A 24,585-nucleotide genomic window follows, 5' to 3' on the forward strand; every position below is an offset into this window, starting at 1 on the left:
GCTAAGCAGAAACCGTTTGCTGCTTAATAAATTCGATGGAATGTTGATTGAAATCTTCAGGGCGCTCAACATTACAAACATGACCACAGTTGGGGATCTCTCGTAAAACACTAAGCTTATGCGCCGCAACCATTTCTTTAACAGGCTTAATAAACATGTAATCTCTGTCGCCCATTAAATAGAGTGTGGGAATGGGTAACTCTCGATCTTTAAAATACTTCATTAAAGGATTTACATCAGCGGCAAGAATAAACCAACGTTTAAATTCTTTTTGGCAAAGCTTCTTGGCCTCACGAATAAAAAGATGGCGAGACTCTCGCTGGCTTCTCTGTGGCATAACAATGTACGCAAAAAGTTTGTAGAGCCACATGTACGGCAGGATATGCTTACAAAAATTACCTAATTTAACCAATATTTGAGAACGAGTATTGAGCCTTGTGACAGCGCCACCGAGTACCATTGAACGCACGCGCTCTGCTGATAATTCAGCAAGGTTTCGAACAATAATGGTACCAAGTGACATACCGACAAAATGAGCGGATTGGATCTTTAAATGATCCAATACTTTCAAAATATCTTGGGTAACTTCCGTAAAGGTATAACGGCTGGCAATGAGCTCTTTAAGTAACTGATTTGACTTTCCATGACCTCTTAAATCGATCAGCAATAAGTTAAAGTGTTGCTTGTAAGCTTTGATTTGCTTGAACCAGATAGAAGAGCTACCGCCAGCACCATGCACAAATACAACCCACTCATGACTAGTAGGGTGCAAATAGGTTTTATGAAAAAGTAGCGGCTGGGTCATATTCAAGTATCAAAAAGGTCGTGCTATTGAGTAAAAAGCCATCCTACCACACTCCCCTTACTCAAGATAATAAAGGCACCTCATTCGGTGCCTTTCGTTACAATTTTAAGTCAATTTAACGCCGAATTGTAAAGTTGCAAATAAGCTTCTGCGGCCTTTTGCCAACAAAAATCTTGTTGCATCGCATGCAACTGTACTTTATTCACTTCAGGTTCGTTTTGAGCATAGAGCAACAGTGCCCTTAGCATCGTTAACAACAATGCCTGCGGTGTCGGTTCGAAAAAAACAAACCCCGTCGCTTCAGAAGGGTTCACATCATAATCGTTGACGCTGTCTTTTAGACCACCGACACCACGTACTATCGGTAATGTCCCATAAGCCATACTATAGATTTGATTCAAACCACACGGCTCAAACTCAGAAGGCATCAGAAAGAAATCAGAACCCGCTTCAACGATATGCGCAAGTTCATTATCATAAGCTTCTACGAAGACAAATTTACTAGAAAACTGTGCAGCAACCTCTTCTAGCTGAGCGGCTAGTACAGGGTCTCCGGTCCCAACGACAACTAGTTGAACATCGTGCTTCAAAAAATCGGCCAAAGCAGGCAACAAGTAATGCACACCTTTTTGCTGGGTCAACCGACAAACCATACCGAACATGGCTACATCTTTTTCAGGCAAATTTAGCCGCAGTTGTAATGCTTGTTTACACGCTTTCTTGCCTTGCGTCATACTTTGTTGGTCAGCGCAGTAATTAACTGGCAAGTAAGTATCCGTTTCCGGGTTCCAAGCACTGTAATCACAACCGTTCAAAATACCAACTAAGTCCTGCGCGCGTTGCTGAAACTCCCAAGCCATTCCATGACTGCCAAGCTCTGTTTTGAGTTCCTCTGCGTACGTAGGGCTGACCGCGTTTATCTTATCTGCATTCATTACACCAGCTTTGAGCATCGTAATATGCGTTGCACTCACCGCAGCATCGGGAACGTTTCGACAATGAAACTCTGGCAAGCACTGCACGTCTTCATAACTAAATACGCCTTTAAAGACCGCATTGTGAATTGAAATGACGCTTTTAGTATGAGCAAAAAACGGATCATTGCCATACCTGTGCTTGAGCAAAAATGGAACAAGACCAGTGTGCCAATCGTTCGCGTGTATGATATCTGGCTGAAAAGCAAGCTTTGGCAACATGTCTAAACATGCCGCACTAAAAAACGCAAAGCGCTCACCGTTATCGGTATACGCTTGGTTGTTCTCCGCATACATCGATGGTCGATTGAAATACGGCTGACAATCAATCAGATAAACAGGATTTTGACCTAGCATGAGCCGCAGAACTCGATACTCCGTATGCGGCCATGATGTTAGTTCTGTTTCTAATACAACTTCTGCGTCAGCGAGTTTATCAATACTACTGTACGCAGGGATGGTAATTCTTACGTCTTGCTGTAGGTTTTGAAGGGCTTCCGGTAGTGCCTTGGCAACGTCTGCCAAGCCACCACTTTTAATGAGACCTTCGACCTCAGAAGCTACAAACAGAATAGATAAGTTGTTAGTAGCCAACACGAGCTCCTTTCGGAATAACAACAATGCCCTCCTCAGACACATGGAAGTGTTTTTTATCTTCTTGAAGATTCACACCAATCTGAGTACCAGGAGCAATATCGGCATCCTTATCGACAATCACACGACGTAAAACACAGCCTTCGCCAATTTTCACGTCACCAAGAAGGATACATTCGCTGATATCGCAAGCAGATGCAATATTACTGCGGAACCCAAGCACCGACTTTTCTATTCTTGAGCCTCTGACGTAACTGCCATTACATACCAAACTGTCGATGATCTGAACACGGCCATTATCAGAGTCTGTAAATGTCGCTGGCGGCAATGGAGGATAATAAGTATGCAGCGGCCATTTACGGTTATATAGTGAAAACGGTGCGTCTTTTTCTAGCAGATCCATGTGCGCTTCCCAGTACGCATCAATGGTTCCCACGTCACGCCAGTACACCTCTTCTCTTTCACCGCTGATTTTGTTAGTACTGAAGTCATACACGAACACGTCACCTCGAGGGAACATCTTAGGAATAATATCCTTCCCAAAATCATGTGATGAAGCTTCATTATCCGCATCTTCAACCAACTCAGAGAATAACACCTGAGCCTCAAAAACGTAGTTACCCATTGAAACTAAAGCGTAATCAGGATCGCCAGGAATTGACTTCGGGTTTGCTGGTTTCTCTTCAAAGCCTATCATGCGACCTTCACTGTCCACTTCGATAACCCCAAATTGCGACGCCTCTTTTAGTGGCATACGCAATGCAGATACCGTCAGAGAAGCCTGCTTTTCTGAATGGAAGTTCAGCATTTGTTTGATATCCATCTTATAGATATGGTCAGAGCCAAAAATACAAACTTGCTCTGGTTCCTCTAATTCCATAAAACGGAGATTTTGATAGATCGCGTCTGCCGTTCCTTCGTACCAACGCTTACCAGTGCGCATTTGAGCAGGAATAGGATCGATAAAGCGGTCAGTGATGCCATTAATGTTCCAGCCCTTTTTTAAATGATGGAACAAAGATTGAGATTTAAATTGGGTGAGGACGTAAATGCGCATTAAATCCGCATTTACAAAATTGTTTAGAGCAAAATCGATCAATCGATAGCTACCACCAAACGGTACCGAAGGTTTACTACGAGATTCTGTTAAAGGTCTCAAACGAGAGCCTTCACCGCCAGCAAGAATCATTCCCAAAACACCAGCCATTTGTTGTTCTCCATATCGTTATAGCTTGGATTTGGTACTCGCTTGAATGAGTCATACTCGGGGAGTCAAGCGAATACATTTAGTAACCGTATCAGGAGTTTCTTTGAACTCTTACAACACGATAAAAAAGCTACGGCACTTCCAGTATGCAACGTCCACTCTTTTCTTATTTTTCGACGCAAAATGCACACAGTTGCACTAATTTTTGTAATAAATTATCTAAGCAGGTTCTAAATTACAATTTTTAATACGCCATTCTGTGTTCCATACAGTTCTTGCTTACTCAAGACGATATCTAGATCACACATGCAAAAGCAAACGATTACATTATGAAAACAATTTACGAACGGATTCACTACACCACCGACTTTTTGAGCTTAATATATAACAAATATATGAACGCAAAATGAAAGTTACGACGAATGTTTTTTACATAAAAAATACGTTCACTACTAATAAATCGTGACTCTGGTGTTTTCTAGCGACAATGGTGCTTGTTAAAGTGAGGAAAGGTCGATTAGAGGAAGAATGCGCAGAAGAAAACTGTAGGCCCCTACGCAAAAAAGGCAGCGATATCGCTGCCTTTTTACATTACTTTAATGGTGCATTTTTATGCTTTCGCTTTTTTACGCTTATCTGTGACTTCCCACTTACCTTCAACAAAGAGCGCTGTCCAACCAGATGGTTTGCCGTTCTCTTCCGAACGAACGTAGTTCTCTTTTGTTTTGCGACTAAAGCGTACAACTGCAGGACGACCATCAGGATCTTCTTGCGGTGCGGTCGCTAGGTATTTGAACTTCTCAGGTAAACGCTCTTCAAAACGTGCCAGTTCAGCAACCAAAGGAGCACGTGTCTCGCGCGATTTCGGGAAGTTGCTTGCCGCCATAAATAGACCTGAAGCACCATCACGAAGTACGAAATACGCATCTGAGTTTTCACAAGGCAACTCGGGGAAATGAACAGGATCTTCTTTCGGTGGCGCGACTTCGCCATTCTTCAGAATCTTACGAGTGTTCTTACACGTTTCACTCGTACAGTCCATGTATTTACCAAAGCGACCGTTCTTAAGCACCATATCAGAGCCACATTTGTCACATTCAACAACTGGACCATCATAGCCTTTGACTTTGAACTCACCGTATTCAACAAGGTAGCCTTCACAGTTCGGGTTATTACCACAAACATGCATCTTACGCTTGTCATCAATCAGGTACGCATCCATCGCCGTTTCACAGATCGGACAACGCTTTTTAGCACGAAGCGCGGCCGTTTCAACGTCTTCTTCTAAAACGTTAATAATACCTTCTTCGTCACCCAAGTTGATGGTTGTCTTACAACGCTCTTTTGGTGGTAACGCGTAACCAGAACAGCCTAAGAACACACCTGTCGAAGCAGTACGGATACCCATTGGACGGCTACACGTCGGACATTCGATATCCGTCATGACGATATGGTTTAGCTTCATACCGCCTTCTGACTCATCCAATTCCGCTTTTTCAAGATCGCCAGTGAAATCAGCAAAGAAGTTATCTAGCACTGCTTTCCAGTTCACTTCACCTTCAGCGATTTGGTCCAGTTTCTGTTCCATGCGGGCGGTGAAGTCGTAGTTCATTAAATCGTTAAAGCTGTCATCAAGGCGGTCGGTAACAATTTCGCCCATTTTTTCGGCGTAGAAACGACGCTGATCAACTTTTACGTAACCACGATCTTGAATCGTAGAAATGATCGATGCATAAGTCGAAGGACGACCAATACCTCGTTTTTCCAGCTCTTTAACCAGTGCTGCTTCAGTGTAGCGCGCAGGTGGCTTTGTAAAGTGCTGTTTAGGGTCAAGTGACTCTAAGCTTAGCTTATCGCCAAGTTGTACCGCAGGAAGGATTGTATCCTCGTTTTTGCCCATTGGACGTTGTACACGAGTCCAGCCGTCAAATTTAAGGATACGGCCTTTCGCTTTAAGCGTGTATTCTGCTGCTTTTACGCTGATGGTTGTTGAATCGTATTCTGCTGGTGTCATTTGACACGCGACAAACTGATTCCAAATCAAAGCGTAAAGTTTGTGCGCATCAGCATCGACACCTTGCAGGTCTTCCGCTTTAACACCCACATTTGAAGGACGGATCGCTTCGTGCGCTTCCTGTGCCCCTTCTTTACTGCCATACGTCAGCGGTTTCGCTGGTAAATACTTATCACCAAACTCAGAACCAATAAAGTCACGTACAGCGTCCACAGCCTCGGCACTTAGGTTAGTCGAGTCCGTACGCATATAAGTGATGTAACCGGCCTCATAGAGGCGCTGAGCTAGCATCATGGTCTTTTTCACGCCGTAGCCCAGACGTGTACTCGCTGCCTGTTGAAGCGTAGAGGTGATGTAAGGTGCTGAAGGCTTGCTCTTCGTCGGGCGATCTTCACGCTTACATACTTCGTAACTTGCATTCTCAAGCACAGACATCGCTGCTTTGGTTTCTGCCTCATTAACTGGCTTAAACGCAGAACCATCTTTCTGAGCAACAAGTAGTTTAAAGTCCGCTTTGTCTTTCGTTTTCGTATTCGCATGAATATCCCAGAATTCTTCTGGTACAAACGCGTTAATCTCACGCTCACGCTCAACTAATAGTTTCACCGCAACAGACTGCACGCGACCAGCAGATAAACCACGAGCCACTTTCTTCCAAAGTAAAGGTGAAACCATAAAACCAACGACACGGTCCATGAAGCGACGCGCTTGTTGGGCATTAACACCATCCATGTTCAGCTCACCAGGTGTCTGGAAAGCTTGTTGGATCGCGTTTTTCGTAATTTCGTTAAAAACTACACGTTTGTATCGCTCTTCATCGCCACCGATGATCTCACGAAGGTGCCATGCGATTGCTTCCCCTTCGCGGTCCAAGTCGGTTGCGAGATAAACGCAATCTGCGTCTTTGGCGAGTTTTTGTAGTTCGTTGACAACTTTTTCTTTGCCTGGAAGGATTTGGTAATTCGCTTCCCAGTCATGATATGGGTTAATCCCCATTTTTTTGATCAACGCTTTGCGGTCTTTCTCTTTTTTAACGCGCGCTTTCTCTTCCGGACTCATCCCTTTTGTTGAGATGGCTGCGGCTTTTTTCTCACCAGTGCTTTGACCGGCCGTAGGCAGATCACGCACATGACCAACACTAGACTTAACAATAAAGTCTTTACCAAGGTACTTATTTATCGTCTTTGCCTTGGCTGGTGACTCCACTATAACGAGTGATTTACCCATAACTGACTCTAACGTCCTTCATAATAATGCGGGTAGAAACCTTGTTTAAAGGCCACCCGCATAATGTTCTATTTCATTGCTTCTTTTTTTACTATTGTGCGAGATGAAAAGAAGATCAACTGCTTTTTTGAAATTCAGATCCGATTGGTTGACAATTCATCGTCTTTATACTTCAAAGAGACAGGGTTCTGAAAGGTATTGAGCGGCATATCTAAACAGGCAAACTTAGCATCCGCTAATCCAATGCAATAAATTTTGTTACCCATCACAAAATAGTTTCGTTCAGTGGCTCTTCCATATCCTCCAACTAATCATACTTACACTCTAAAAATTGATCTGTTTAGGCTAAGTGAACGATTGACTGAATTAATCATGCAAACCCATTTTAGTTGTGGGTATACTCAGCGTTCTCAACTGAAATGAATGGTAGAAAAAGTATGTCTGATAGAACGTTTATCGAAGAGTTCGACCTTCTTTTGATCGCTAACCAAATCATCCAAGAGCACGATGATTACATCGAGGGAATGCGAGCAACAAGCGTAGAAGAAAAAGAAGGTGTTTTAGTTTTTAAAGGTGAATACTTCCTTGATGACAAAGGTTTACCAACTTCAAATACGACTGCAGTATTCAATATGTTCAAATACTTAGCGCATCACCTTTCCAAGGAATTTACGCTGGTTAAATAGTAGCGGAAAACAAAAAAGCCAGAGTGTTATTCACTCTGGCTTTTTTGTTTCAGGTCAGAATATTTAGCAGCTTAAAGCCTTAAGTTTGTCGAAGTAGTCAGGGAACGTTTTCGACGTACACTTTGGATCGTTAATCGTCACAGGCGTATCACTAAGTGCCACCAGCGAAAAACACATCGCCATTCGATGATCATCGTAAGTATCAATCGCAGCATGCTTTAACTGAGAGACAGGTTTGACGATGATGTAGTCGTCCCCTTCTTCCACTTCCGCACCAACTTTACGTAATTCCGTCGCCATAGCTGACAAACGGTCTGTTTCTTTTACACGCCAGTTATAAACGTTACGAATAGCGGTAGTGCCTTCGGCAAATAACGCTGTTGTCGCGATGGTCATTGCAGCATCAGGGATATGGTTGTAATCCATATCGATGCCTTTCAATTGGCCAACACGTGAAATTACGTAGTCATCACCCCATTCAATTTCTGCACCCATTTTTTCAAGCGCATCAGCAAATTGAATATCACCTTGAATGCTGTTTTTACCGATACCCGTGACTTTAACTTCTCCGCCTTTGATGGCTGCCGCCGCCAAGAAGTAAGAAGCAGAAGACGCGTCACCTTCAACCAAGAAATCACCTGGAGCGATGTATTGCTGACCGGCAGGAATCACAAACTCTTGATAGTCGTTGTTGATCACATCGACCCCAAACTGCTTCATGATATGCAGGGTGATATCGATATAAGGCTTAGAAACCAACTCTCCTTCGATGTTGATGCGAATTTCACCTTCAGCCAATGGCGCAGACATTAAGAAAGCGGTCAAGAACTGACTTGAAATGGATCCATCGATAGAAACTGTACCTGCTTTTAGGCCAGTACCGACTATTTTGAGAGGCGGAAAGTTCTCGTTTTCCATGTACTCAACCTTCGCACCAGCATCTTTCAGTGCCGTGACAAGGTGACCAATTGGACGCTCTTTCATACGAGGTTCGCCCGTCAGTACATACTCCCCTTCTCCAAGACAAAGAGCCGCAGCTAACGGTCGCATCGCAGTGCCAGCATTACCGAGAAATAACTCTACCGGTTCTGAGACAGAAAACGGACGCCCAAGGCCTTCAACGAGACATTCTGTTTTATCTTCGGAAAGTTGGTATTGAACGCCGAGTTTAGTCAGCGCATTCAGCATATGACGGATATCATCACTGTCGAGGAGGTTAGTAAGGCGAGTTCTGCCTTTAGCAAGAGCAGCAAGTAAAAGAGCTCGATTAGAAACGCTTTTAGAGCCAGGAAGGTTCACTTCCCCTTGAATTTTATTGATAGGTTGTAACGTTAGGCTTTCCATTAAAAGTTGATAATCCTTTGTGCCCTCAACATACGATTTTTATGAGGGCTAAACAATTCTTCGTGAATTCAGACTACCCAAAAAAACACGACAAAACCAGAGTAAATCGGCGCTAATTAATGAATATCCTCAAGCAGCCTAAAGATACAGAATTAAAGGCATTACCAGCGATGTAAATAAGAGCGAAAGAAGCACGACGAAACAGCAAGCTATTTCGACTTTATTTGACGATAAGCCAGCCCTACTGTGCATGCCTGGTTAGGCTACCTTATGTTAAAATAACATAGGATTAATAAGCGATATCAACCCTGACTCCATCATCAAAATATAAGATACGAACTTCATCCCCTCGACTAAATAGCATATTTTTATCAACATCTTGGATAACATTAATCAGCTTGTCGCCCTTCACTTTAATGAGTAGCTCAACTAACTTATATTCAACCGTGTATTGGTAATTACTTTGATTTTGTGCAACCGCTGCACCTGCAAGTGCACCCACTGCCGTCGCAACTTCTCGTCCAGTACCACCACCAAATTGATTGCCGACTAAACCGCCTATTGTGGCACCAAGTAGCGTTTTCCAACCATTATTTTTCGATTGAACGACCTCTTGCTGAGTAATATAACGGACAGAGTCAATCTTCCCATACACCACTTCATTTACCGGCTTGGCAACATTTCTTTCATATGCTGCGTTGGCGGCAAGTGGGAAAAACAGTATGATCCAAAGCCATACTTTCACAATATTTCTTGACCAGGTCATCATAAACTCCTCTGACTCAATGTTGGTAACGACTTCTTATGGCTATTTATTTAACTGAACTCGATGATACGTTCAACTTTCCCTCTCCGTATAAAGCACTCAGCGATCCCAATGGTTTGCTTGCTTTTGGCGGTGACTTAGATCCCATGAGAATCCTCAATGGTTACTATCAAGGCATTTTCCCTTGGTATGGTCCTGGAGAACCTATTCTATGGTGGAGCCCTTCCCCACGCGCTGTTTTTGATCCCTTAGCGTTTAAACCGTCTAAAAGTCTCAAAAAATTTCAGCGTAAACATAACTATAAAGTAACGCTCAATTTCGCGACAGAAGAAGTGATTAGACTATGTTCATCAACACGTCCTGCAGAGGAAACTTGGCTCAACGAGGAAATGCAAGCGTCTTACATTGAGTTAGCTAAACTTGGTCACTGTCACTCTGTAGAAGTATGGCATGACAACGAGCTCATTGGGGGACTATATGGCATCTGCGTTGGTCAACTTTTTTGCGGAGAGTCGATGTTTAGCCTAAAAGATAACGCATCTAAAATTGCATTGTGGTACTTATGCAACCATTTGGCGTCAAAGCAAGGTCAATTAATCGATTGTCAGGTTATGAACTCGCACTTGGCATCACTTGGCGCATTTGAACTAGAGCGTAACGAGTTTATGCAAAAACTACTATCTTTAAGAGAAAAACAAACACTATTTGATACCTATAAGCCCCAAGTTTTGCAGGATTCAGTATGAGTACGGATATACAACATATTCGAATTGGATTAACGAATAATCACCCTTGCAGTTACTTGCCTGAACGGCAAGAGCGTGTGGCGGTGGCACTTGATGCAGGGCTGCATACTGAAGAAAACTATCAACTGCTGATGGCCAACGGCTTTCGTCGTAGCGGAGATACCATATATAAACCGCACTGTGAGCATTGTAATGCTTGCCAGCCAATTCGAGTCTCGATTCCGGATGTGACGCTATCAAAAAGCCAGAAGAGGCTGCTCAGTAAAGCTCAGTTTTTACGCTGGGAAATGAAACCTGAAATGGATGAGGAATGGTTTGCGCTTTACAGTCGGTACATCTGCAAACGGCATAAAAACGGCACTATGTATCCACCAAAGCGTGATGAATTTTATCGGTTTGCCCAAACCAGCTGGTTGACCACTTCATTTTTGCATATTTACGATGAGTCAAATCAATTACTCGCCATTGCGGTAACGGATGTAATGACTCAATGTTCGAGTGCATTTTATACTTTTTTTGACCCTGACTACCCGTTATCTCTTGGCACTTTGGCAGTGCTCTATCAAATAAAATACTGCCAAGAAAACAAACAACAGTGGCTTTATTTGGGTTATCAGATTGATGAGTGTCCAGCAATGAACTATAAAACACGCTTTCAACGCCACCAAAGGCTAGTAAATCAGCGTTGGCGAGGGTAGAATACGCCTCAACTTTACATAATTACTATTTAGCGGCAGAATATAGCCCGCTAATATTGCCTAATTTCTAAAGAGGATTAAATGGCTAAAGAAGACGTAATCGAGATGCAAGGCACGGTCCTTGACACTCTACCAAACACTATGTTCCGTGTTGAACTTGAAAACGGTCACGTTGTGACTGCTCACATCTCTGGCAAGATGCGTAAGAACTACATCCGTATCCTAACGGGTGACAAAGTAACTGTAGAGATGACTCCATACGACCTGTCAAAAGGCCGCATCGTCTTCCGCGCTCGTTAATCTCTGATTTTCGGATGCAATAAAAAACGGAGCAGTTTGCTCCGTTTTTTATTGCATGATTTTTATTTCCGAGTAGGTTCAGGCAAACAAAAAGCGCACGATAAAATCGTGCGCTTTTACTTCCCTTACGGGGCAGCGATTAATGCATCGCTGCCTCTTTCTCACTCAAATATTCAAATTTAAGTGTGTCGTTCACTAGCGTTACTTTCACAGTGCCGCCGTCGACTAGAGAGCCAAACAACAATTCATTAGCCAAAGGTTTCTTAAGTTGCTCTTGGATAACGCGTCCCATTGGGCGAGCACCCATCGCCTTATCATAACCTTTATTCGCTAACCAATGGCGTGCATCTTGCGATACCTCCATTGATACGCCACGAGCATCAAGTTGCACCTGCAGTTCAACAATAAACTTATCAACAACTTGATGGATAACGCTTTCATCAAGGCTGTTAAACCAGATGATGTTATCAAGACGGTTACGGAACTCAGGAGTGAATACCTTCTTAATTTCCGCCATCGCATCGTGACTGTTGTCTTGCTGAATCAAACCAATTGATTTCTTCTCAGTTTCAGCCACACCCGCGTTGGTTGTCATAACGAGGATGACATTACGGAAGTCTGCTTTACGACCATTGTTGTCCGTTAATGTACCGTTATCCATCACTTGCAATAGCAAATTAAAGATATCTGGATGCGCTTTCTCAATCTCATCGAGTAATACGACTGAATGTGGGTGCTTGATAACAGCGTCTGTCAGCAAGCCACCTTGGTCGTAACCGACATAACCAGGAGGTGCACCAATTAAGCGACTCACGGAGTGACGCTCACCATATTCCGACATATCAAAACGAAGTAGCTCGATCCCTAGAAGCTTAGATAGCTGCACCGTCACCTCTGTTTTACCCACCCCAGTAGGGCCAGCAAACAAGAATGAACCAACTGGTTTGTTATCCACGCCCAAACCTGCACGTGTCAGCTTGATCGCTTCGGATAATGCATCAATCGCATTATCTTGACCAAATACCAACATCTTCATCTTGCTATCTAGGTTCTTCAAGATGTCTTTATCTGAAGAAGAAACCGACTTCTCTGGGATTCGTGCCATCTTGGCAACCATCGCTTCGATATCGGCAACACCAACCGTTTTCTTACGGCGGCTTGCAGGAGCAAGACGACTGCGAGCGCCAGCTTCATCAATGACATCAATGGCTTTATCTGGTAAATGACGTTCATTGATGTATTTCGCCGAAAGTTCTACCGCGGCACGCAGTGCTTTATTGGTGTAACGTACTTCATGATGTGCTTCGTACTTCGGCTTCAAGCCCATCAAGATTTTAGTTGTGTCATCCAGAGAAGGTTCTACAACGTCAATCTTTTGGAAGCGACGGGACAACGCACGCTCTTTCTCGAAAATGTTGCTGTATTCTTGGTATGTAGTCGAGCCGATACAACGCAACTTACCGCTACTTAGTAGAGGTTTGATAAGGTTTGCGGCATCAACTTGACCACCAGAAGCCGCACCCGCACCGATGATTGTGTGTATCTCATCGATGAACAAAATTGCATCTTCTTCTTTTTCAAGCTGTTTCAAAATCACCTTGAAGCGTTTTTCAAAATCACCACGGTACTTAGTACCAGCCAGTAGAGAACCAATATCCAATGAGTAAATCACGCTGTTTTGAATAACTTCCGGGACCTGCCCTTCTACAATTCGCCAAGCAAGACCTTCTGCGATGGCTGTTTTACCTACCCCGGCTTCACCCACTAGTAATGGGTTATTCTTGCGGCGGCGGCAAAGTACTTGAATAGTGCGCTCTAGCTCTTTATCGCGACCAATCAGTGGATCGATATTGCCATCTTTAGCGACCTGATTAAGGTTAGTCGCAAAGCTTTCCAAACGTTCTTCAGAATTCGGCTCTTCGACACTCTCTGAACTGAACGAATCTGATGATGGGTCTTCGCTTGCACCTGACGCTTTAGTAATACCATGGGAGATAAAGTTAACAATATCTAAGCGGGAGATGTCGTTTTTCTTCAGTAGGTAGGCGGCATGCGACTCTTGCTCACTGAAGATCGCCACAAGCACGTTTGCACCTGTTACTTCGTTGCGGCCAGACGACTGTACATGAAAGACGGCGCGTTGTAGCACACGTTGAAAACTCAAAGTCGGCTGGGTTTCACGCGTCTCATCACTGTCTGGGATAAGAGGCGTAGTTTGATCGATGAATATATCGAGTTCGTTACGTAAAGCGTCAAGATCCGCTTTACAAGCTAAAAGGGCTTCCTTAGCTGCATCATTTTCCAATAATGCAAGTAGGAGGTGTTCGACAGTCATAAACTCGTGGCGTTTATCTCGCGCCCGAGCAAATGCACCGTTAAGGCTTGACTCTAGTTCTTTATTTAGCATAAGTACCTCCCGAAAAAACAACTTGGGTTGTTCGAGCAAGTCTTCTTTGTTTACGCTTGCTCCATAGTGCAAAGTAGCGGATGTTCATTTTCCCTTGCGTACATCGTAACTTGCGCTACTTTTGTTTCGGCAATTTCTGCACTGTATGTGCCACAGATTGCCTTTCCTTCATAGTGAATCTTGAGCATGATCTGAGTCGCTTTATCAATGTCATGTGAAAAGAATCGCTCAAGTACCTCTATGACGAAATCCATAGGTGTATAGTCATCATTATTTAGTACAACATTGTACAGCTTAGGTGGCTGAACTTTCGTACTTTCTCGCTCCAGAAGATCAGAGTCCGGAGTGACCCATTCAAAATTTTTACTCATGGCAATTCAAAGATATCGTATCAAAGGGTTGATGTTTTCGACCTATAAAAACAATCTACCACAAGCGTGCAGCGCGGTGTAGTGAGATATGGCACCGAATTCGATCTTTGATCGATAAAAGTTGCTACCTAATATAGAGACTAATGCAGGTCTTGAGGGGGCGCAAATAAAAGATGCTTGTCGATAAGTTACACATTTTTACTTATAAAATAACTTTCTTTTTACCCCCTCCGAGCTATTGCGAAACATCTCTCAGTCTTCTACCGAGATCACACTTCCTAACTGAGAATGGGGTAATTATCACGAAAACTTCATTTTTTATTCAGTTAGAGGATTCATCTATCATAAGCAACACGAACAGTATGGTTTTTCCAGTGAATACTACTTTGCAGGCTAATTGACCAAACTTCCGCGTATATACGAAAAACTGTTTGCAAATTTGTTAATCTCAAAAGTGATTTGTTTTCAATTATGTTTCTGTTTGTTGCTTAATGCTATTGACTGTCGGGATTCATTGACTACAGTGGAAAGTGTTGATGCATAAATCGTCATTTTGAATCCATTTGTTTTTAAGCAGCTTGGTGAATGTGATTTCTCATTGACTAGATGTTTGTTAGCGTTCGCTGACAATAGTAGTACCAGGTTAAAGGTATAACTTGGTTGTTGTAACAACTCAGTAAAAAATGCATGAGGGATGTAAAAGCATGGCTACAGGTACAGTAAAGTGGTTTAACAATGCCAAAGGATTTGGGTTTATTTGTTCAGATGAAGAAGAGGGAGATATCTTTGCCCACTACTCAACTATCCAGATGGACGGTTATCGTACACTGAAAGCAGGCCAACAAGTCTCATACGAGATTGAAAAAGGTCCCAAAGGCTGTCACGCGAGTAGCGTCGTGCCTCTTGAAGGTCAAGCCAAATAATTAGAGCGCTGTCGAAAAATAAAAATATTGCTCTCGAAACATCATTTTGATGTTCTGAAGAGAAAAATAAACCCGCCAAGATAGCGGGTTTCTTACTATTTGTAGCTTATGAAATGCAGATAGACCACATACAAAGTATTGATAAAATAAGAAACACGTCGAAAGCGACGTGCTCTTCTCATCTATTTTACTTGTTAATGATCGCGTTAAAGGTTTCGCTTGGGCGCATCAACTTAGAAACCAATGCATCGTCTAGCAGATAGTAACCGCCCAGTTCTCCTTTCACACCCTGTGCGTTGTTTAGCTCAGCGACGATTTTTTCTTCATGCTCTGACAACGCTTTCGCAATCGGTGCAAACTCAGCAGCGAGATCAGCATCGTCTGTTTGCTCGGCAAGTGCTTTCGCCCAGTAAAGTGCGAGGTAGAAATGACTACCGCGGTTATCTAATTCGCCCACTTTACGTGATGGAGACTTGTTGGTATCTAAAAACTCACCAGTCGCTTTGTCTAGCGTATCCGCCAAAACTTGTGCTTTCGGGTTGTTTGCCACCACACTTAGATGTTCTAGGGATGCAGCTAGTGCTAAGAACTCACCTAAAGAATCCCAACGAAGGTGATTCTCTTTTTCTACTTGTTGAACATGCTTAGGAGCAGAACCACCAGCACCAGTTTCAAATAGACCACCGCCATTCATCAATGGAACGATAGATAGCATCTTAGCTGACGTGCCTAACTCTAAAATTGGGAACAAGTCTGTTAGGTAGTCACGAAGAACGTTACCCGTTACAGAAATAGTATCTAGACCCGCTTTCATACGCTCTAGCGAGTACTTACAAGCATCAACAGGAGATAGGATCTTAATCTCTAGACCGTCAGTATCGTGCTCTGGTAAGTACGTATTTACTTTCTTAATGAGTTCAGCATCGTGCGCACGGTTTTCGTCTAGCCAGAATACGGCTGGAACACCTGTTGCACGTGCGCGAGTCACTGCTAGTTTAACCCAATCTTGGATTGGTGCGTCTTTAACCTGACACATACGGAAGATATCACCTTCTTCAACCGCTTGCTCTAACAGTACGTTACCTGAAGCATCAACAACGCGAACAGTACCCGCAGCGTCTAGAATGAATGTCTTGTCGTGAGAACCATACTCTTCAGCTTTCTGAGCCATTAGACCAACGTTAGGTACGCTACCCATAGTGGTTGGATCAAATGCGCCGTGCTCTTTACAGAAATCAATAACCGCTTGGTAAATACCTGCGTAGCTACGATCTGGAATCATCGCTTTGGTGTCTTTTTGTTTACCATCTGGTCCCCACATTTGACCCGAAGAGCGAAGCATTGCTGGCATAGAAGCATCTACAATAATGTCACTTGGTACATGTAAGTTTGTGATACCACGATCAGAGTCAACCATCGCAAGTTCTGGTTGAGTTTGGTAAACCGCTTGAATGGCCGCTTCAATTTCTGCTTTTTGCGCTTCAGGTAGAGACTCAATTTTTGAGTAAACATCACCGATGCCATTGTTTACATCAACGCCTAGCTCTTCAAACAGCTTACCGTACTTATCGAAAACGTCTTTGTAGTAAACTTTTACGGCATGGCCGAAAATGACAGGGTCAGACACTTTCATCATCGTCGCTTTCATATGAAGAGACAGCAGCACGTCTTGTGCTTTCGCTTCAGCAATCTCTTTCTCGAAAAATTCAACCAACGCCTTCTTCTTCATTACTGAAGTATCAATGACTTCTTTATCTAGTAATGGGAACGCAGACTTAAGCTCTTTAACTGTACCATCATTACCGACAAACTCGATTTTGACCTCTGTTGCACCAGAGATAGTTGTAGACTTTTCGCTACCAAAGAAGTCATTGTCTGACATGCTCGCAACATGAGACTTAGATTCTGCTGACCATGCACCCATTGAGTGTGGGTTTTTCTTCGCGTAGTTCTTAACCGAAGTCGGAGCACGACGGTCTGAGTTACCTTCACGAAGTACTGGGTTAACCGCACTACCTTTGATTTTGTCGTAAGCCGCTTTAATCGCTTTCTCTTCGTACGTGCTCGGCTCTTCTGGGTAGTTTGGTAAATCGTAACCTTTCGCCTGAAGCTCTTTAATCGCCGCTTTAAGCTGAGGAACTGAAGCTGAAATGTTAGGTAGCTTGATGATATTTGCTTCTGGAGTTTGAGCTAGTTCACCAAGCTCAGTCAACGCATCGCCAATGCGCTGTTCTTCTTTTAGATGCTCTGGGAAGTTAGCGATAATTCGACCTGCTAGTGAAATATCACGAGTATCTACATTGATGCCAGACGATGCTGTGAATGATTGAATGATTGGTAGTAATGAATAAGTTGCTAGCGCCGGCGCTTCATCAGTGATGGTGTAGATAATTGTAGGTTTTTCTGTAGGCATGAAATTTCCCTATTTTTTAATCAACTTGTTGGCTGATCAACTCAGCGTCTGAGTTGGTTTAATTGACGCATTGCTGCACGTTAGCAGTACATGTCTCCTCACTAACGCCACATGCGGTTCGCACTCTTTGTTGTAGTTTGAAGCTCTAAGCTCTGAATCCATGAGTGCACTGATATAATTAAACAAATAACACGAATTAGTCTATCATTCTGTGCGCGTTTGTTAGTTTTAGGCGCGCAAATCATATCCGATCATGAGAAAACTTAAAACTTTCAAACACAGTTCATTTACATTTTTGCAGGGTAGTTAACATGTCATCTCGTACAGGTCAGGAAAAAGGTCGCAGTCGTAACCAGTCTAAAACGGGCCATTTTAAACACTCAGGAGCTCGCAATGGCTCGAAGACTCGTACTCAGCAAGACCGCCGCCCTAATCGCCCAACAAAAAGCCAAAAGCCAAAAGTGGCCCCTAAAGATCGTAAAGTCATTATTTTCAATAAGCCTTACGATACGCTCAGTCAATTTACCGATGGCGATGGTCGCAAAACGTTAGCGGACTATATCCCAATCAAAAATGTCTATGCGGCTGGCCGATTGGACCGAGACAGCGAAGGTTTGATGGTACTCACTAACGATGGTATCTTGCAGGCGAAGCTAACGCAGCCAAAGTCAAAATCGCCGAAGACTTATTGGGTTCAAGTTGATGGCGCTCCTCAGGAGCAAGATCTTGAAAAATTGAGAAAGGGAGTAGAGCTAAAAGATGGTATGACTCTACCAGCCGAAGTTGAAGTTATTCCAGAACCACAAGTCTGGGACAGAACGCCTCCGGTTCGTTTTCGCGCAAATATCCCTACCACTTGGTTAGCCATTACCATTATTGAAGGAAGAAATCGTCAGGTGCGTCGCATGACTGCGCACATTGGCTTCCCTACTTTGCGCCTCATTCGTCATTCGATGGGTGATATCGTCCTTAACGACCTAATGCCTGGTGAATGGAGAGAAATCTCTCTCTAACAAGCAGAAAAGATAAAAGCAGGCTTAAAGCCTGCTTTTTAGATTCATACTTTTTCAGTTAAGCCCTATCTAATGAACTAAGGGATTACTGCTCAGCGAGCCAGTTTTTAAAGGCCTCTTTTTCCGCCGGAGACGCTTTCTGGTACATCGTCTTTAATACATCAACCATTGGGCTGTCGTTCGATGCGGCTGTTGAACGGGTATCACTAGTCTCAACTCGAGGCTCGATATCACTTACTGATTGTTGATGCTGATTCACAGTTACATAACTAACGGCAACACTCGCGATACCGCCAGCAATATTGTAGTTACGAGATTCTTGAGGGTAATTACGACCAATTTGAACACCATCTGACTCTAATACATCTTCGACCAAAGCAATAGGTTGGCCTTTGGTATCCAGTAATTGCCAATCTAGAGGCGAGATGTTGTTTTGCGCTTGGCGAAGAGTTTTAAACTCTGGCAGTTCAAACGTTAGCTTTTCGTTTTCAGCATCAAATTTAGCAACGATTACATCACTGTAAACCGTCTTAAGGTTTTCGTTAATTTCAAATGTAGGTTGATATTTGAAGACAATTTGATTCGTTCCGTCAGGTAGTTCGATTGTCTTCTCACTAGAAAAAAGACCACCTTCTAGATCTGGCTTCTCCATGTTGACGGCCAATAACTTCACGTCTTCTGGAACCACTAAAGTCGTTGCAGCGTAGAGGTTTGTACTGGCAAAAATAGACAGTGCCATTGCCACTTTTAATGATAACTGCATAGAATTTTTCATCCTTATCTTCATAGTAAAAGACCCAGCATATAGCTGGGTCTTACAATATCAAACTGGGTATTGATTACCAGTAGAAACGAGCACCAACACCGAAGTTAGTTGCGTCGTCTGTGTCTTTGTTGTCGAAGTCAGTACCTTCGAAAGTGTAACCCGCTTCTGCGAATACACGTGCCCATTTAGAGAACTTGTATTCAACACCAGCGTAGAACCAAGAAGAGTCTGCGTCTACTTTACCTGCTTCGTCAGTAGACTGAGCTAGGTACTCGTAACCAGAGTATAGAGTTGTTTTAGGAGCAACAGCGAACATACCAGCTACAACGATGTAGTGTGAATCAACTGTTGATTTACCTAGCTTATCTTCGTTTTCGTTGTAGTAGTACGTAGCACCTAGAGTGTGCTCGTTTAGTGCGTACTCAGCAGTTACTTCAAAAGATAGGTTTTCGTTATCAGTACGCTCTGTGTGAGAAACTGTTTGCTCTACACCATTAAGAACTAGTTTTTTCTCTTTAGTTACGTTGATGTCGTTGTTCGCAGTAAGTACACCAGCGTGTAGAGATAGGTCGTTGAAAGATTTACCAACGAATACTTCTAGTACTTCTTCGTTAGAATCTTTTTCGCCTAGCGCGTAACCAGCTTTTAGCCAGAATGCGTCATTTTCGTAAGCGTATTTGATTTGAGAATCGTTGTTCCAAGCGTGACCGTATGCAGTTTCCGCTGCGTTACCACCGAAGAAGTAAGAGTAATCTGCGAAGTATACATCATCAGCCCAAGTACCTTCTTTACCGAAGCGAAGAGTACCCATATCACCCATATCAAAGCCGATGATGTGGCGACGTACGTATACAGAGTCATCTGTACGCTCGCTTGAATCAGCACCTGCGTCGTAGTTGTCACCTAGAGCAACACCGATTTCAACTTCACCCAGAACTTTTAGGCTTTCGTCAACAACGTAAACCGCGTTCACACCAGTACGAGAAGAGCTAGTGTTTAGCTCTGCTGTGTGATCAGTTTTTTCTGTGAATAGAAGAGTTGGACGTAGCTGACCGTAGAAATCTACAGAACCTTCTTCAGATTTGAATACTTCAGCTGCGTTCACTGAAGTTGCAGACGCAACTACAGCTAGTGCTAATAGAGTTTTTTTCATAATTAATCCACTGCCTTTTCTTAGTTCGGGATATCCTTGTCCGGTTCCCTTTTTTATATGTTTGAGGTAGAGCGTTAACAAAACGTTATACAGCACCTCCTCAAAATCTGGAGCTAAGAGTGCAAAAGATTATTCTGGCTGTCAAATTTTCTAAATACCAATGTAAAAAAAACAAAATACCATTACAAAACAACAACTTAATAAGTTTACCTTTATTTATTCGACGAACATCTAACCAATCCCCATTATTATTTGTAATTTACAAAATTATTAACAAATGGTTTTTTAATCCAATAAGTAAATTTTAAAAAAACAAAAAAAGAATAAAAACCTACAAATCAGACCAAGTTGGAGTTTTATATTTTTCATATAATGAAATTAATTTCATTAAGATAAGGTTCAATATTTTTTTGTGAAGGAGATCTACATTCCTTATAAAAGCATTCCGTTTTGTGAACTACTGTACAACTAGTGATGTGTGCTACTATTCGCCTCCAACGCATTTGAGGCCCGTATGCTGACCAGTAACATTCAAAAATCGATTCGTAATAGCTATCAAAACCTTCAAGATCAACTTGATAACTTTGTGCCTAGAAGAGCACAAAACTACCTTGTTGCAGAGATTGCAAAAACGCTGTGCGGTCAGTATCACAAATCTAACCGAATACTCGTTGCAGAAGCAGGGACTGGAATTGGTAAATCGCTCTCTTATCTAATGGCGACCATTCCCGTGGCTGTACATAACAATAGGAAAGTGGTTATCTCAACGGCAACCGTCGCTCTGCAAGAGCAGCTCATAAATAAAGACCTCCCTCTTTTTCGTCGGATTACCGACCGAGAGTTTTCTTTTATTTTGGCAAAAGGCCGTCAACGCTATTGTTGTGCAGAAAAGCTCGCCACTGCTAGCGGTGCTGATGGTGGCCAGTTAGCCATGTTTGAAACCAAACCTAAGCAAAAAGATATAGAGCTGTTAGAAACAATGCATCGCTCTCTTGCGCAAGGTAAATGGGACGGTGACCGTGATTCTTGGCCTAAACCCATCGACGATAAGCTTTGGCAACTGATTGTCAGTGATAAACACAGTTGCAATAACAGTTTACCAGGCCACCGCGGCTGCCCATTCCAAAAAGCGCGCTCAGAGTTGGATAAAAACGATGTCATCATTGCTAACCACTCTCTCGTCATGGCAGACGCAGATTTAGGTGGCGGCGTGATTTTACCTGAGCCAGAAAATACAATATACGTCTTCGACGAGGCACATCACTTACCTCACGTCGCTCGTGACCATGCTTCAGCATCTGCGAGTTTAAAAGGCGCGGCAGCATGGCTTGAGAAGTTAAATCAGTCGATTAGTAAGTTTTCATCACTCGCAGACGAGAAACGCGTAGCTCGATTTCGCAACGACCTTCAAGACGCGGTTCAGAACTTGATACCGGCACTGACTCAATTGCCCAAACAGTTCGACCCAGCCCAATTTGAAGAGGGTATCTACCGCTTCGAACACGGTGAACTACCTGAGTGGCTAGAGAACCAATCCAAAGAACTAAAACAGTCCAGCAAAAAAGCAAATCAGAGTGTGGCAAAAATTGCCGATCTTATTGCGGAAAGAGTAAAAGACGGGGAGCTTGCGACAAGGTTGGCTGAACCAGCGCTTGCAGAGCTCGGTTTCTACATTCAAAGGTTAGAAAACTTAGCGCAAGTATGGCATTTAATGGCTGAACCAACTCGTGAAAAAGGTGCGCCTTTAGCTCGCTGGTTAGAAACCCACCCCGTTCGCGAGGGTGATTTCATTGTGAGTGTTTCGCCACTTGAAATTGGATGGCAACTCGACCAACAGATTTGGAGCAGATGTATTGGCGCCATTTTGGTTTCCGCAACGATGCGTGCATTAAACTCTTTCCATTACTTTTGCCATCAGGTTGGTATTGATGGAAAACCAGAATCAGGCACTCAGTTTTTAGCGCTTGCGTCACCATTCGATTACCAAAACCAGGCAGAATTACTCATCCCTGCGATGAAATATGAACCACCAGCGCCTCAATTTACTGAATATCTTATTGAGATCTTGCCTAAGTACTTGGAAGACAAGAAAGCCAACTTAGTATTATTCTCATCCTATTGGCAGATGAACCAAGTCGCGAAGGCACTCTCTTCGGAGTTCATAAAAAAAGGCTGGGCGTTGCAAGTTCAAGGTGAAAGCTCACGTCAAGAAATTCTAAAAAAACATAAAAAGTTAATAGAATCAAATAAAACCAGCGTCTTATTTGGTACTGGCAGTTTCTCTGAGGGGCTAGACTTACCTGGCGAATTACTTGAAAACTTGGTGATTACAAAAATTCCATTTGGCGTTCCAACCTCCCCTGTTGAGCAGGCTCATTCCGAATACATTGAGAAAAAAGGAGGAAACCCGTTTATGCAAATAACTGTACCAGACGCAAGCAAAAAGCTGATCCAGAGCGTAGGTCGCTTACTGCGTAAAGAGAGAGATTCTGGTAGAGTAACGATTCTTGATCGACGCATAGTCACTAAGCGATACGGACAAGCCTTAATCGACTCACTACCTCCATTTAAACGTAAAATAGAATATTAGAAGAATCACCATTTATGGAAATGATTGAGCCAACCATGCTGTTGGTGTTGGCGCTTGTCGCTTTTGTCGCAGGATTTATTGATGCAGTTGCCGGTGGTGGTGGCATGCTTACCGTACCTGCTCTACTTTCGCTAGGCTTGCCGCCTCATATTGCACTAGGCACCAATAAACTTGCCGCTACCTTTGCTTCTTCTACTGCAGCATTTACGTACTACAAAAAACGTCTATTCAAACCTCAATGCTGGAGGCGTGCATTCGTGGCAACACTCGTCGGAGCGACATTAGGTACGCTATTTGTAGATGCGATTAGTACGGATTGGCTGGAAAAAGGATTGCCGCTTGTTATTTTGGCGGCAGCGTTGTATACCGTTTTTCATAAAACACCCCACTCTGCTCATCAAAGTCCAATACCCGAGCCTTGCCCAAAACTTCATAAAAAACAGTACATGCAAGGCTTATCCATAGGATTCTACGACGGACTCGCAGGGCCTGGAACTGGGGCTTTTTGGACAGTAAGTTCAATGGCGCTGTACCGGCTGAATATCTTGCTCGCTTCTGGCTTAGCAAAAGCAATGAACTTTACCAGTAACTTTACCTCTTTGATCACTTTTGCATTCCTCGGACATATCAACTGGGTGCTAGGCTTAACAATGGGAGTATGTTTAATGGCTGGTGCTTTTGTTGGCGCGCACTCCGCTATTAGATTTGGTTCTAAATTCATTCGTCCTGTATTTGTTACTGTCGTCAGCATACTAGCCATTAAATTGGCTTATGACGCATGGTTTGTAGGTTTGTCATGAACATTTCTCAACTCCAGGAAAATCTAGAACAAATGGCGAAGCAAGCCGCTGTTCTTGACCGTCAAAGAGGCGAACATCATGTTCCGCTTTTTGATGAGCGTTTATTTGGTTGCCGCTCTCGCTTACTTACTCCTTGCGTAAAAGAAGCAAAAGCCACGCTGGATGCGATTGTGCGTGAGCAAAATGAAGGTAAGCTCACCGCTTTGCGCGCTGAGTACCTCACTGAACGGTTAGTGGCGCAAATCGGTGCGATTCAACGCGAGATTTCTACCACTAAAATTCGTAAGAATGAAATCAAACATAGCAGCCATTTCCGTAAGCCTATCAACGTGCTTTATCAGGAGCTCGCTCAACACCAAGAGTGGGCAAGACGCTTGCGCGAGATGGTGTTAGAAAAAGAACGTGCTGTCGAAAGCGCTCCGAGTTTTATGCGTGCCGACGCTCAAAAAGTATTACTAGCAACCGAGCAACGTTTAGCGCGTTGTGAAGCAGCACTTCTTAAGCTAGAGAACCAAATTACACATAGGGAAAAACATCAATAATGGCTGACCAACCAACCTCGCCTTTAGATGACGCACCTGAAGAGATCAAACTGGCTGTCGATTTAATCTATTTGCTTGAGAGCAATGAGATAGATCCAGAAGTTGCGCTTAACGCTTTAAAGATCGTGCAAAATGACTTAGAAAACAAATTAAAAACAAAGTAGCCCAACGTTTCGCTCCTTTCACCAAGACTCGTTTTCAGTGCTCTTGCACAATGATACTATTCATAAAAAAAGTACGCCCTCA

At 43.2% G+C, this 24,585-nt stretch carries 21 protein-coding genes; 10 read left to right on the forward strand and 11 right to left on the reverse strand.

Going from position 1 to position 24,585, the window contains the following annotated elements:
- Window position 1: 1 nt before the first annotated feature.
- The 4 genes from NL644_RS15650 to topA all read right to left on the reverse strand — a co-directional run bounded on the left by NL644_RS15650 (window position 2) and on the right by topA (window position 6,821).
- Window positions 2-805 carry an alpha/beta fold hydrolase gene (locus tag NL644_RS15650; RefSeq protein ID WP_006742124.1) on the reverse strand — a complete coding sequence of 268 codons (804 nt, stop codon included), beginning with the start codon at window positions 803-805 and terminating at the stop codon, window positions 2-4.
- 110 nt (window positions 806-915) lie between these two features.
- On the reverse strand, window positions 916-2,373 hold the full coding sequence (gene glgA / locus NL644_RS15655) for a glycogen synthase GlgA (protein WP_074191078.1): 1,458 nt from the start codon (window positions 2,371-2,373) through the stop codon (window positions 916-918).
- On the reverse strand, window positions 2,363-3,580 hold the full coding sequence (glgC, locus tag NL644_RS15660) for a glucose-1-phosphate adenylyltransferase (protein ID WP_005390714.1): 1,218 nt from the start codon (window positions 3,578-3,580) through the stop codon (window positions 2,363-2,365). The genes glgA and glgC overlap by 11 nt, the downstream gene beginning before the upstream one ends.
- Window positions 3,581-4,190: 610 nt before the next feature.
- Entirely contained in the window at window positions 4,191-6,821 is a 2,631-nt protein-coding gene (gene topA, locus NL644_RS15665; protein ID WP_005390711.1) for a type I DNA topoisomerase, read from the reverse strand.
- A 437-nt stretch (window positions 6,822-7,258) separates the two neighbouring features.
- Between topA and NL644_RS15670 the strand changes: the two genes are divergently transcribed.
- The gene (locus NL644_RS15670) at window positions 7,259-7,507 is read left to right on the forward strand and encodes a YciN family protein (protein ID WP_005387884.1); all 249 of its coding nucleotides are present in this window, start codon (window positions 7,259-7,261) and stop codon (window positions 7,505-7,507) included.
- A gap of 63 nt (window positions 7,508-7,570) precedes the next feature.
- Here NL644_RS15670 and aroA read toward each other — a convergent pair whose 3' ends face one another.
- Entirely contained in the window at window positions 7,571-8,851 is a 1,281-nt protein-coding gene (gene aroA, locus NL644_RS15675; RefSeq protein ID WP_114322514.1) for a 3-phosphoshikimate 1-carboxyvinyltransferase, read from the reverse strand.
- A 289-nt stretch (window positions 8,852-9,140) separates the two neighbouring features.
- Window positions 9,141-9,617, reverse strand: a complete 477-nt coding sequence (locus NL644_RS15680; protein ID WP_005390705.1) for a glycine zipper 2TM domain-containing protein — start codon at window positions 9,615-9,617, stop codon at window positions 9,141-9,143.
- A gap of 38 nt (window positions 9,618-9,655) precedes the next feature.
- On the opposite strand from NL644_RS15680, the gene aat reads away from it, so the two are divergent.
- From aat to infA, 3 genes are all read left to right on the forward strand, one after another.
- Window positions 9,656-10,363, forward strand: coding sequence for a leucyl/phenylalanyl-tRNA--protein transferase (gene aat, locus NL644_RS15685; protein ID WP_048626183.1), 708 nt, complete (start codon window positions 9,656-9,658; stop codon window positions 10,361-10,363).
- Window positions 10,360-11,061 carry an arginyltransferase gene (locus NL644_RS15690; protein ID WP_114322516.1) on the forward strand — a complete coding sequence of 234 codons (702 nt, stop codon included), beginning with the start codon at window positions 10,360-10,362 and terminating at the stop codon, window positions 11,059-11,061. The genes aat and NL644_RS15690 overlap by 4 nt, the downstream gene beginning before the upstream one ends.
- An 81-nt stretch (window positions 11,062-11,142) precedes the next feature.
- Window positions 11,143-11,361 carry a translation initiation factor IF-1 gene (gene infA / locus NL644_RS15695; RefSeq protein WP_001040192.1) on the forward strand — a complete coding sequence of 73 codons (219 nt, stop codon included), beginning with the start codon at window positions 11,143-11,145 and terminating at the stop codon, window positions 11,359-11,361.
- 139 nt (window positions 11,362-11,500) lie between these two features.
- On the opposite strand, the gene clpA is transcribed toward infA, so the two are convergent.
- Entirely contained in the window at window positions 11,501-13,768 is a 2,268-nt protein-coding gene (gene clpA / locus NL644_RS15700; protein ID WP_114322517.1) for an ATP-dependent Clp protease ATP-binding subunit ClpA, read from the reverse strand.
- A 50-nt stretch (window positions 13,769-13,818) separates the two neighbouring features.
- Window positions 13,819-14,139: an ATP-dependent Clp protease adapter ClpS gene (gene clpS, locus NL644_RS15705; protein ID WP_031780157.1), complete on the reverse strand. Its 321-nt coding sequence runs from the start codon at window positions 14,137-14,139 to the stop codon at window positions 13,819-13,821.
- A gap of 704 nt (window positions 14,140-14,843) precedes the next feature.
- Between clpS and cspD the strand changes: the two genes are divergently transcribed.
- Complete coding sequence (gene cspD / locus NL644_RS15710) at window positions 14,844-15,062, forward strand: cold shock domain-containing protein CspD (protein WP_005378407.1); 219 nt, start codon at window positions 14,844-14,846, stop codon at window positions 15,060-15,062.
- A gap of 187 nt (window positions 15,063-15,249) precedes the next feature.
- Here the strand turns inward: cspD and NL644_RS15715 are convergent, their stop codons facing one another.
- Window positions 15,250-17,475: an NADP-dependent isocitrate dehydrogenase gene (locus tag NL644_RS15715; protein WP_253658604.1), complete on the reverse strand. Its 2,226-nt coding sequence runs from the start codon at window positions 17,473-17,475 to the stop codon at window positions 15,250-15,252.
- Between the two features lie 311 nt (window positions 17,476-17,786).
- On the opposite strand from NL644_RS15715, the gene NL644_RS15720 reads away from it, so the two are divergent.
- Complete coding sequence (locus NL644_RS15720; RefSeq protein WP_005387874.1) at window positions 17,787-18,488, forward strand: pseudouridine synthase; 702 nt, start codon at window positions 17,787-17,789, stop codon at window positions 18,486-18,488.
- 85 nt (window positions 18,489-18,573) lie between these two features.
- Here NL644_RS15720 and NL644_RS15725 read toward each other — a convergent pair whose 3' ends face one another.
- A complete protein-coding gene (locus NL644_RS15725) occupies window positions 18,574-19,251 on the reverse strand; it encodes a DUF2057 family protein (RefSeq protein ID WP_017634732.1) in 678 nt (225 codons plus the stop codon).
- A 76-nt stretch (window positions 19,252-19,327) separates the two neighbouring features.
- Window positions 19,328-20,407, reverse strand: a complete 1,080-nt coding sequence (locus NL644_RS15730) for a porin (RefSeq protein WP_005378424.1) — start codon at window positions 20,405-20,407, stop codon at window positions 19,328-19,330.
- Between the two features lie 514 nt (window positions 20,408-20,921).
- Here NL644_RS15730 and dinG point away from each other — a divergent pair.
- The 4 genes from dinG to rsmS are packed head-to-tail and all read left to right on the forward strand — an operon-like array spanning window position 20,922 to window position 24,503.
- On the forward strand, window positions 20,922-22,997 hold the full coding sequence (dinG, locus tag NL644_RS15735) for an ATP-dependent DNA helicase DinG (protein WP_253658605.1): 2,076 nt from the start codon (window positions 20,922-20,924) through the stop codon (window positions 22,995-22,997).
- A 14-nt stretch (window positions 22,998-23,011) separates the two neighbouring features.
- Entirely contained in the window at window positions 23,012-23,797 is a 786-nt protein-coding gene (locus NL644_RS15740) for a TSUP family transporter (RefSeq protein ID WP_005387866.1), read from the forward strand.
- A complete protein-coding gene (locus NL644_RS15745; protein WP_005378431.1) occupies window positions 23,794-24,339 on the forward strand; it encodes a primosomal replication protein in 546 nt (181 codons plus the stop codon). Before NL644_RS15740 ends, NL644_RS15745 begins: the two co-directional genes overlap by 4 nt.
- The gene (gene rsmS, locus NL644_RS15750; protein WP_104969231.1) at window positions 24,339-24,503 is read left to right on the forward strand and encodes a pleiotropic regulatory protein RsmS; all 165 of its coding nucleotides are present in this window, start codon (window positions 24,339-24,341) and stop codon (window positions 24,501-24,503) included. Before NL644_RS15745 ends, rsmS begins: the two co-directional genes overlap by 1 nt.
- Window positions 24,504-24,585 lie beyond the last annotated feature (82 nt).

Source organism: Vibrio sp. Y10_XG_PY6 (assembly GCF_024181795.1).
Taxonomy (GTDB): domain Bacteria; phylum Pseudomonadota; class Gammaproteobacteria; order Enterobacterales; family Vibrionaceae; genus Vibrio; species Vibrio diabolicus.

Excerpts from the sequence above, each read along its gene's own strand:
- infA (WP_001040192.1), top strand. The coding sequence starts at position 11,143 with ATGGCTAAAGAAGACGTAATCGAGATGCAAGGCACGGTCCTTGACACT.
- NL644_RS15715 (WP_253658604.1), bottom strand. The coding sequence starts at position 17,475 with ATGCCTACAGAAAAACCTACAATTATCTACACCATCACTGATGAAGCG.
- clpA (WP_114322517.1), bottom strand. The coding sequence starts at position 13,768 with ATGCTAAATAAAGAACTAGAGTCAAGCCTTAACGGTGCATTTGCTCGG.
- cspD (WP_005378407.1), top strand. The coding sequence starts at position 14,844 with ATGGCTACAGGTACAGTAAAGTGGTTTAACAATGCCAAAGGATTTGGG.
- NL644_RS15730 (WP_005378424.1), bottom strand. The coding sequence starts at position 20,407 with ATGAAAAAAACTCTATTAGCACTAGCTGTAGTTGCGTCTGCAACTTCA.
- NL644_RS15725 (WP_017634732.1), bottom strand. The coding sequence starts at position 19,251 with ATGCAGTTATCATTAAAAGTGGCAATGGCACTGTCTATTTTTGCCAGT.
- NL644_RS15650 (WP_006742124.1), bottom strand. The coding sequence starts at position 805 with ATGACCCAGCCGCTACTTTTTCATAAAACCTATTTGCACCCTACTAGT.
- clpS (WP_031780157.1), bottom strand. The coding sequence starts at position 14,139 with ATGAGTAAAAATTTTGAATGGGTCACTCCGGACTCTGATCTTCTGGAG.
- rsmS (WP_104969231.1), top strand. The coding sequence starts at position 24,339 with ATGGCTGACCAACCAACCTCGCCTTTAGATGACGCACCTGAAGAGATC.
- NL644_RS15745 (WP_005378431.1), top strand. The coding sequence starts at position 23,794 with ATGAACATTTCTCAACTCCAGGAAAATCTAGAACAAATGGCGAAGCAA.
- dinG (WP_253658605.1), top strand. The coding sequence starts at position 20,922 with ATGCTGACCAGTAACATTCAAAAATCGATTCGTAATAGCTATCAAAAC.
- topA (WP_005390711.1), bottom strand. The coding sequence starts at position 6,821 with ATGGGTAAATCACTCGTTATAGTGGAGTCACCAGCCAAGGCAAAGACG.
- NL644_RS15670 (WP_005387884.1), top strand. The coding sequence starts at position 7,259 with ATGTCTGATAGAACGTTTATCGAAGAGTTCGACCTTCTTTTGATCGCT.
- glgC (WP_005390714.1), bottom strand. The coding sequence starts at position 3,580 with ATGGCTGGTGTTTTGGGAATGATTCTTGCTGGCGGTGAAGGCTCTCGT.
- NL644_RS15740 (WP_005387866.1), top strand. The coding sequence starts at position 23,012 with ATGGAAATGATTGAGCCAACCATGCTGTTGGTGTTGGCGCTTGTCGCT.
- NL644_RS15680 (WP_005390705.1), bottom strand. The coding sequence starts at position 9,617 with ATGACCTGGTCAAGAAATATTGTGAAAGTATGGCTTTGGATCATACTG.
- NL644_RS15720 (WP_005387874.1), top strand. The coding sequence starts at position 17,787 with ATGTCATCTCGTACAGGTCAGGAAAAAGGTCGCAGTCGTAACCAGTCT.
- aroA (WP_114322514.1), bottom strand. The coding sequence starts at position 8,851 with ATGGAAAGCCTAACGTTACAACCTATCAATAAAATTCAAGGGGAAGTG.
- aat (WP_048626183.1), top strand. The coding sequence starts at position 9,656 with ATGGCTATTTATTTAACTGAACTCGATGATACGTTCAACTTTCCCTCT.
- NL644_RS15690 (WP_114322516.1), top strand. The coding sequence starts at position 10,360 with ATGAGTACGGATATACAACATATTCGAATTGGATTAACGAATAATCAC.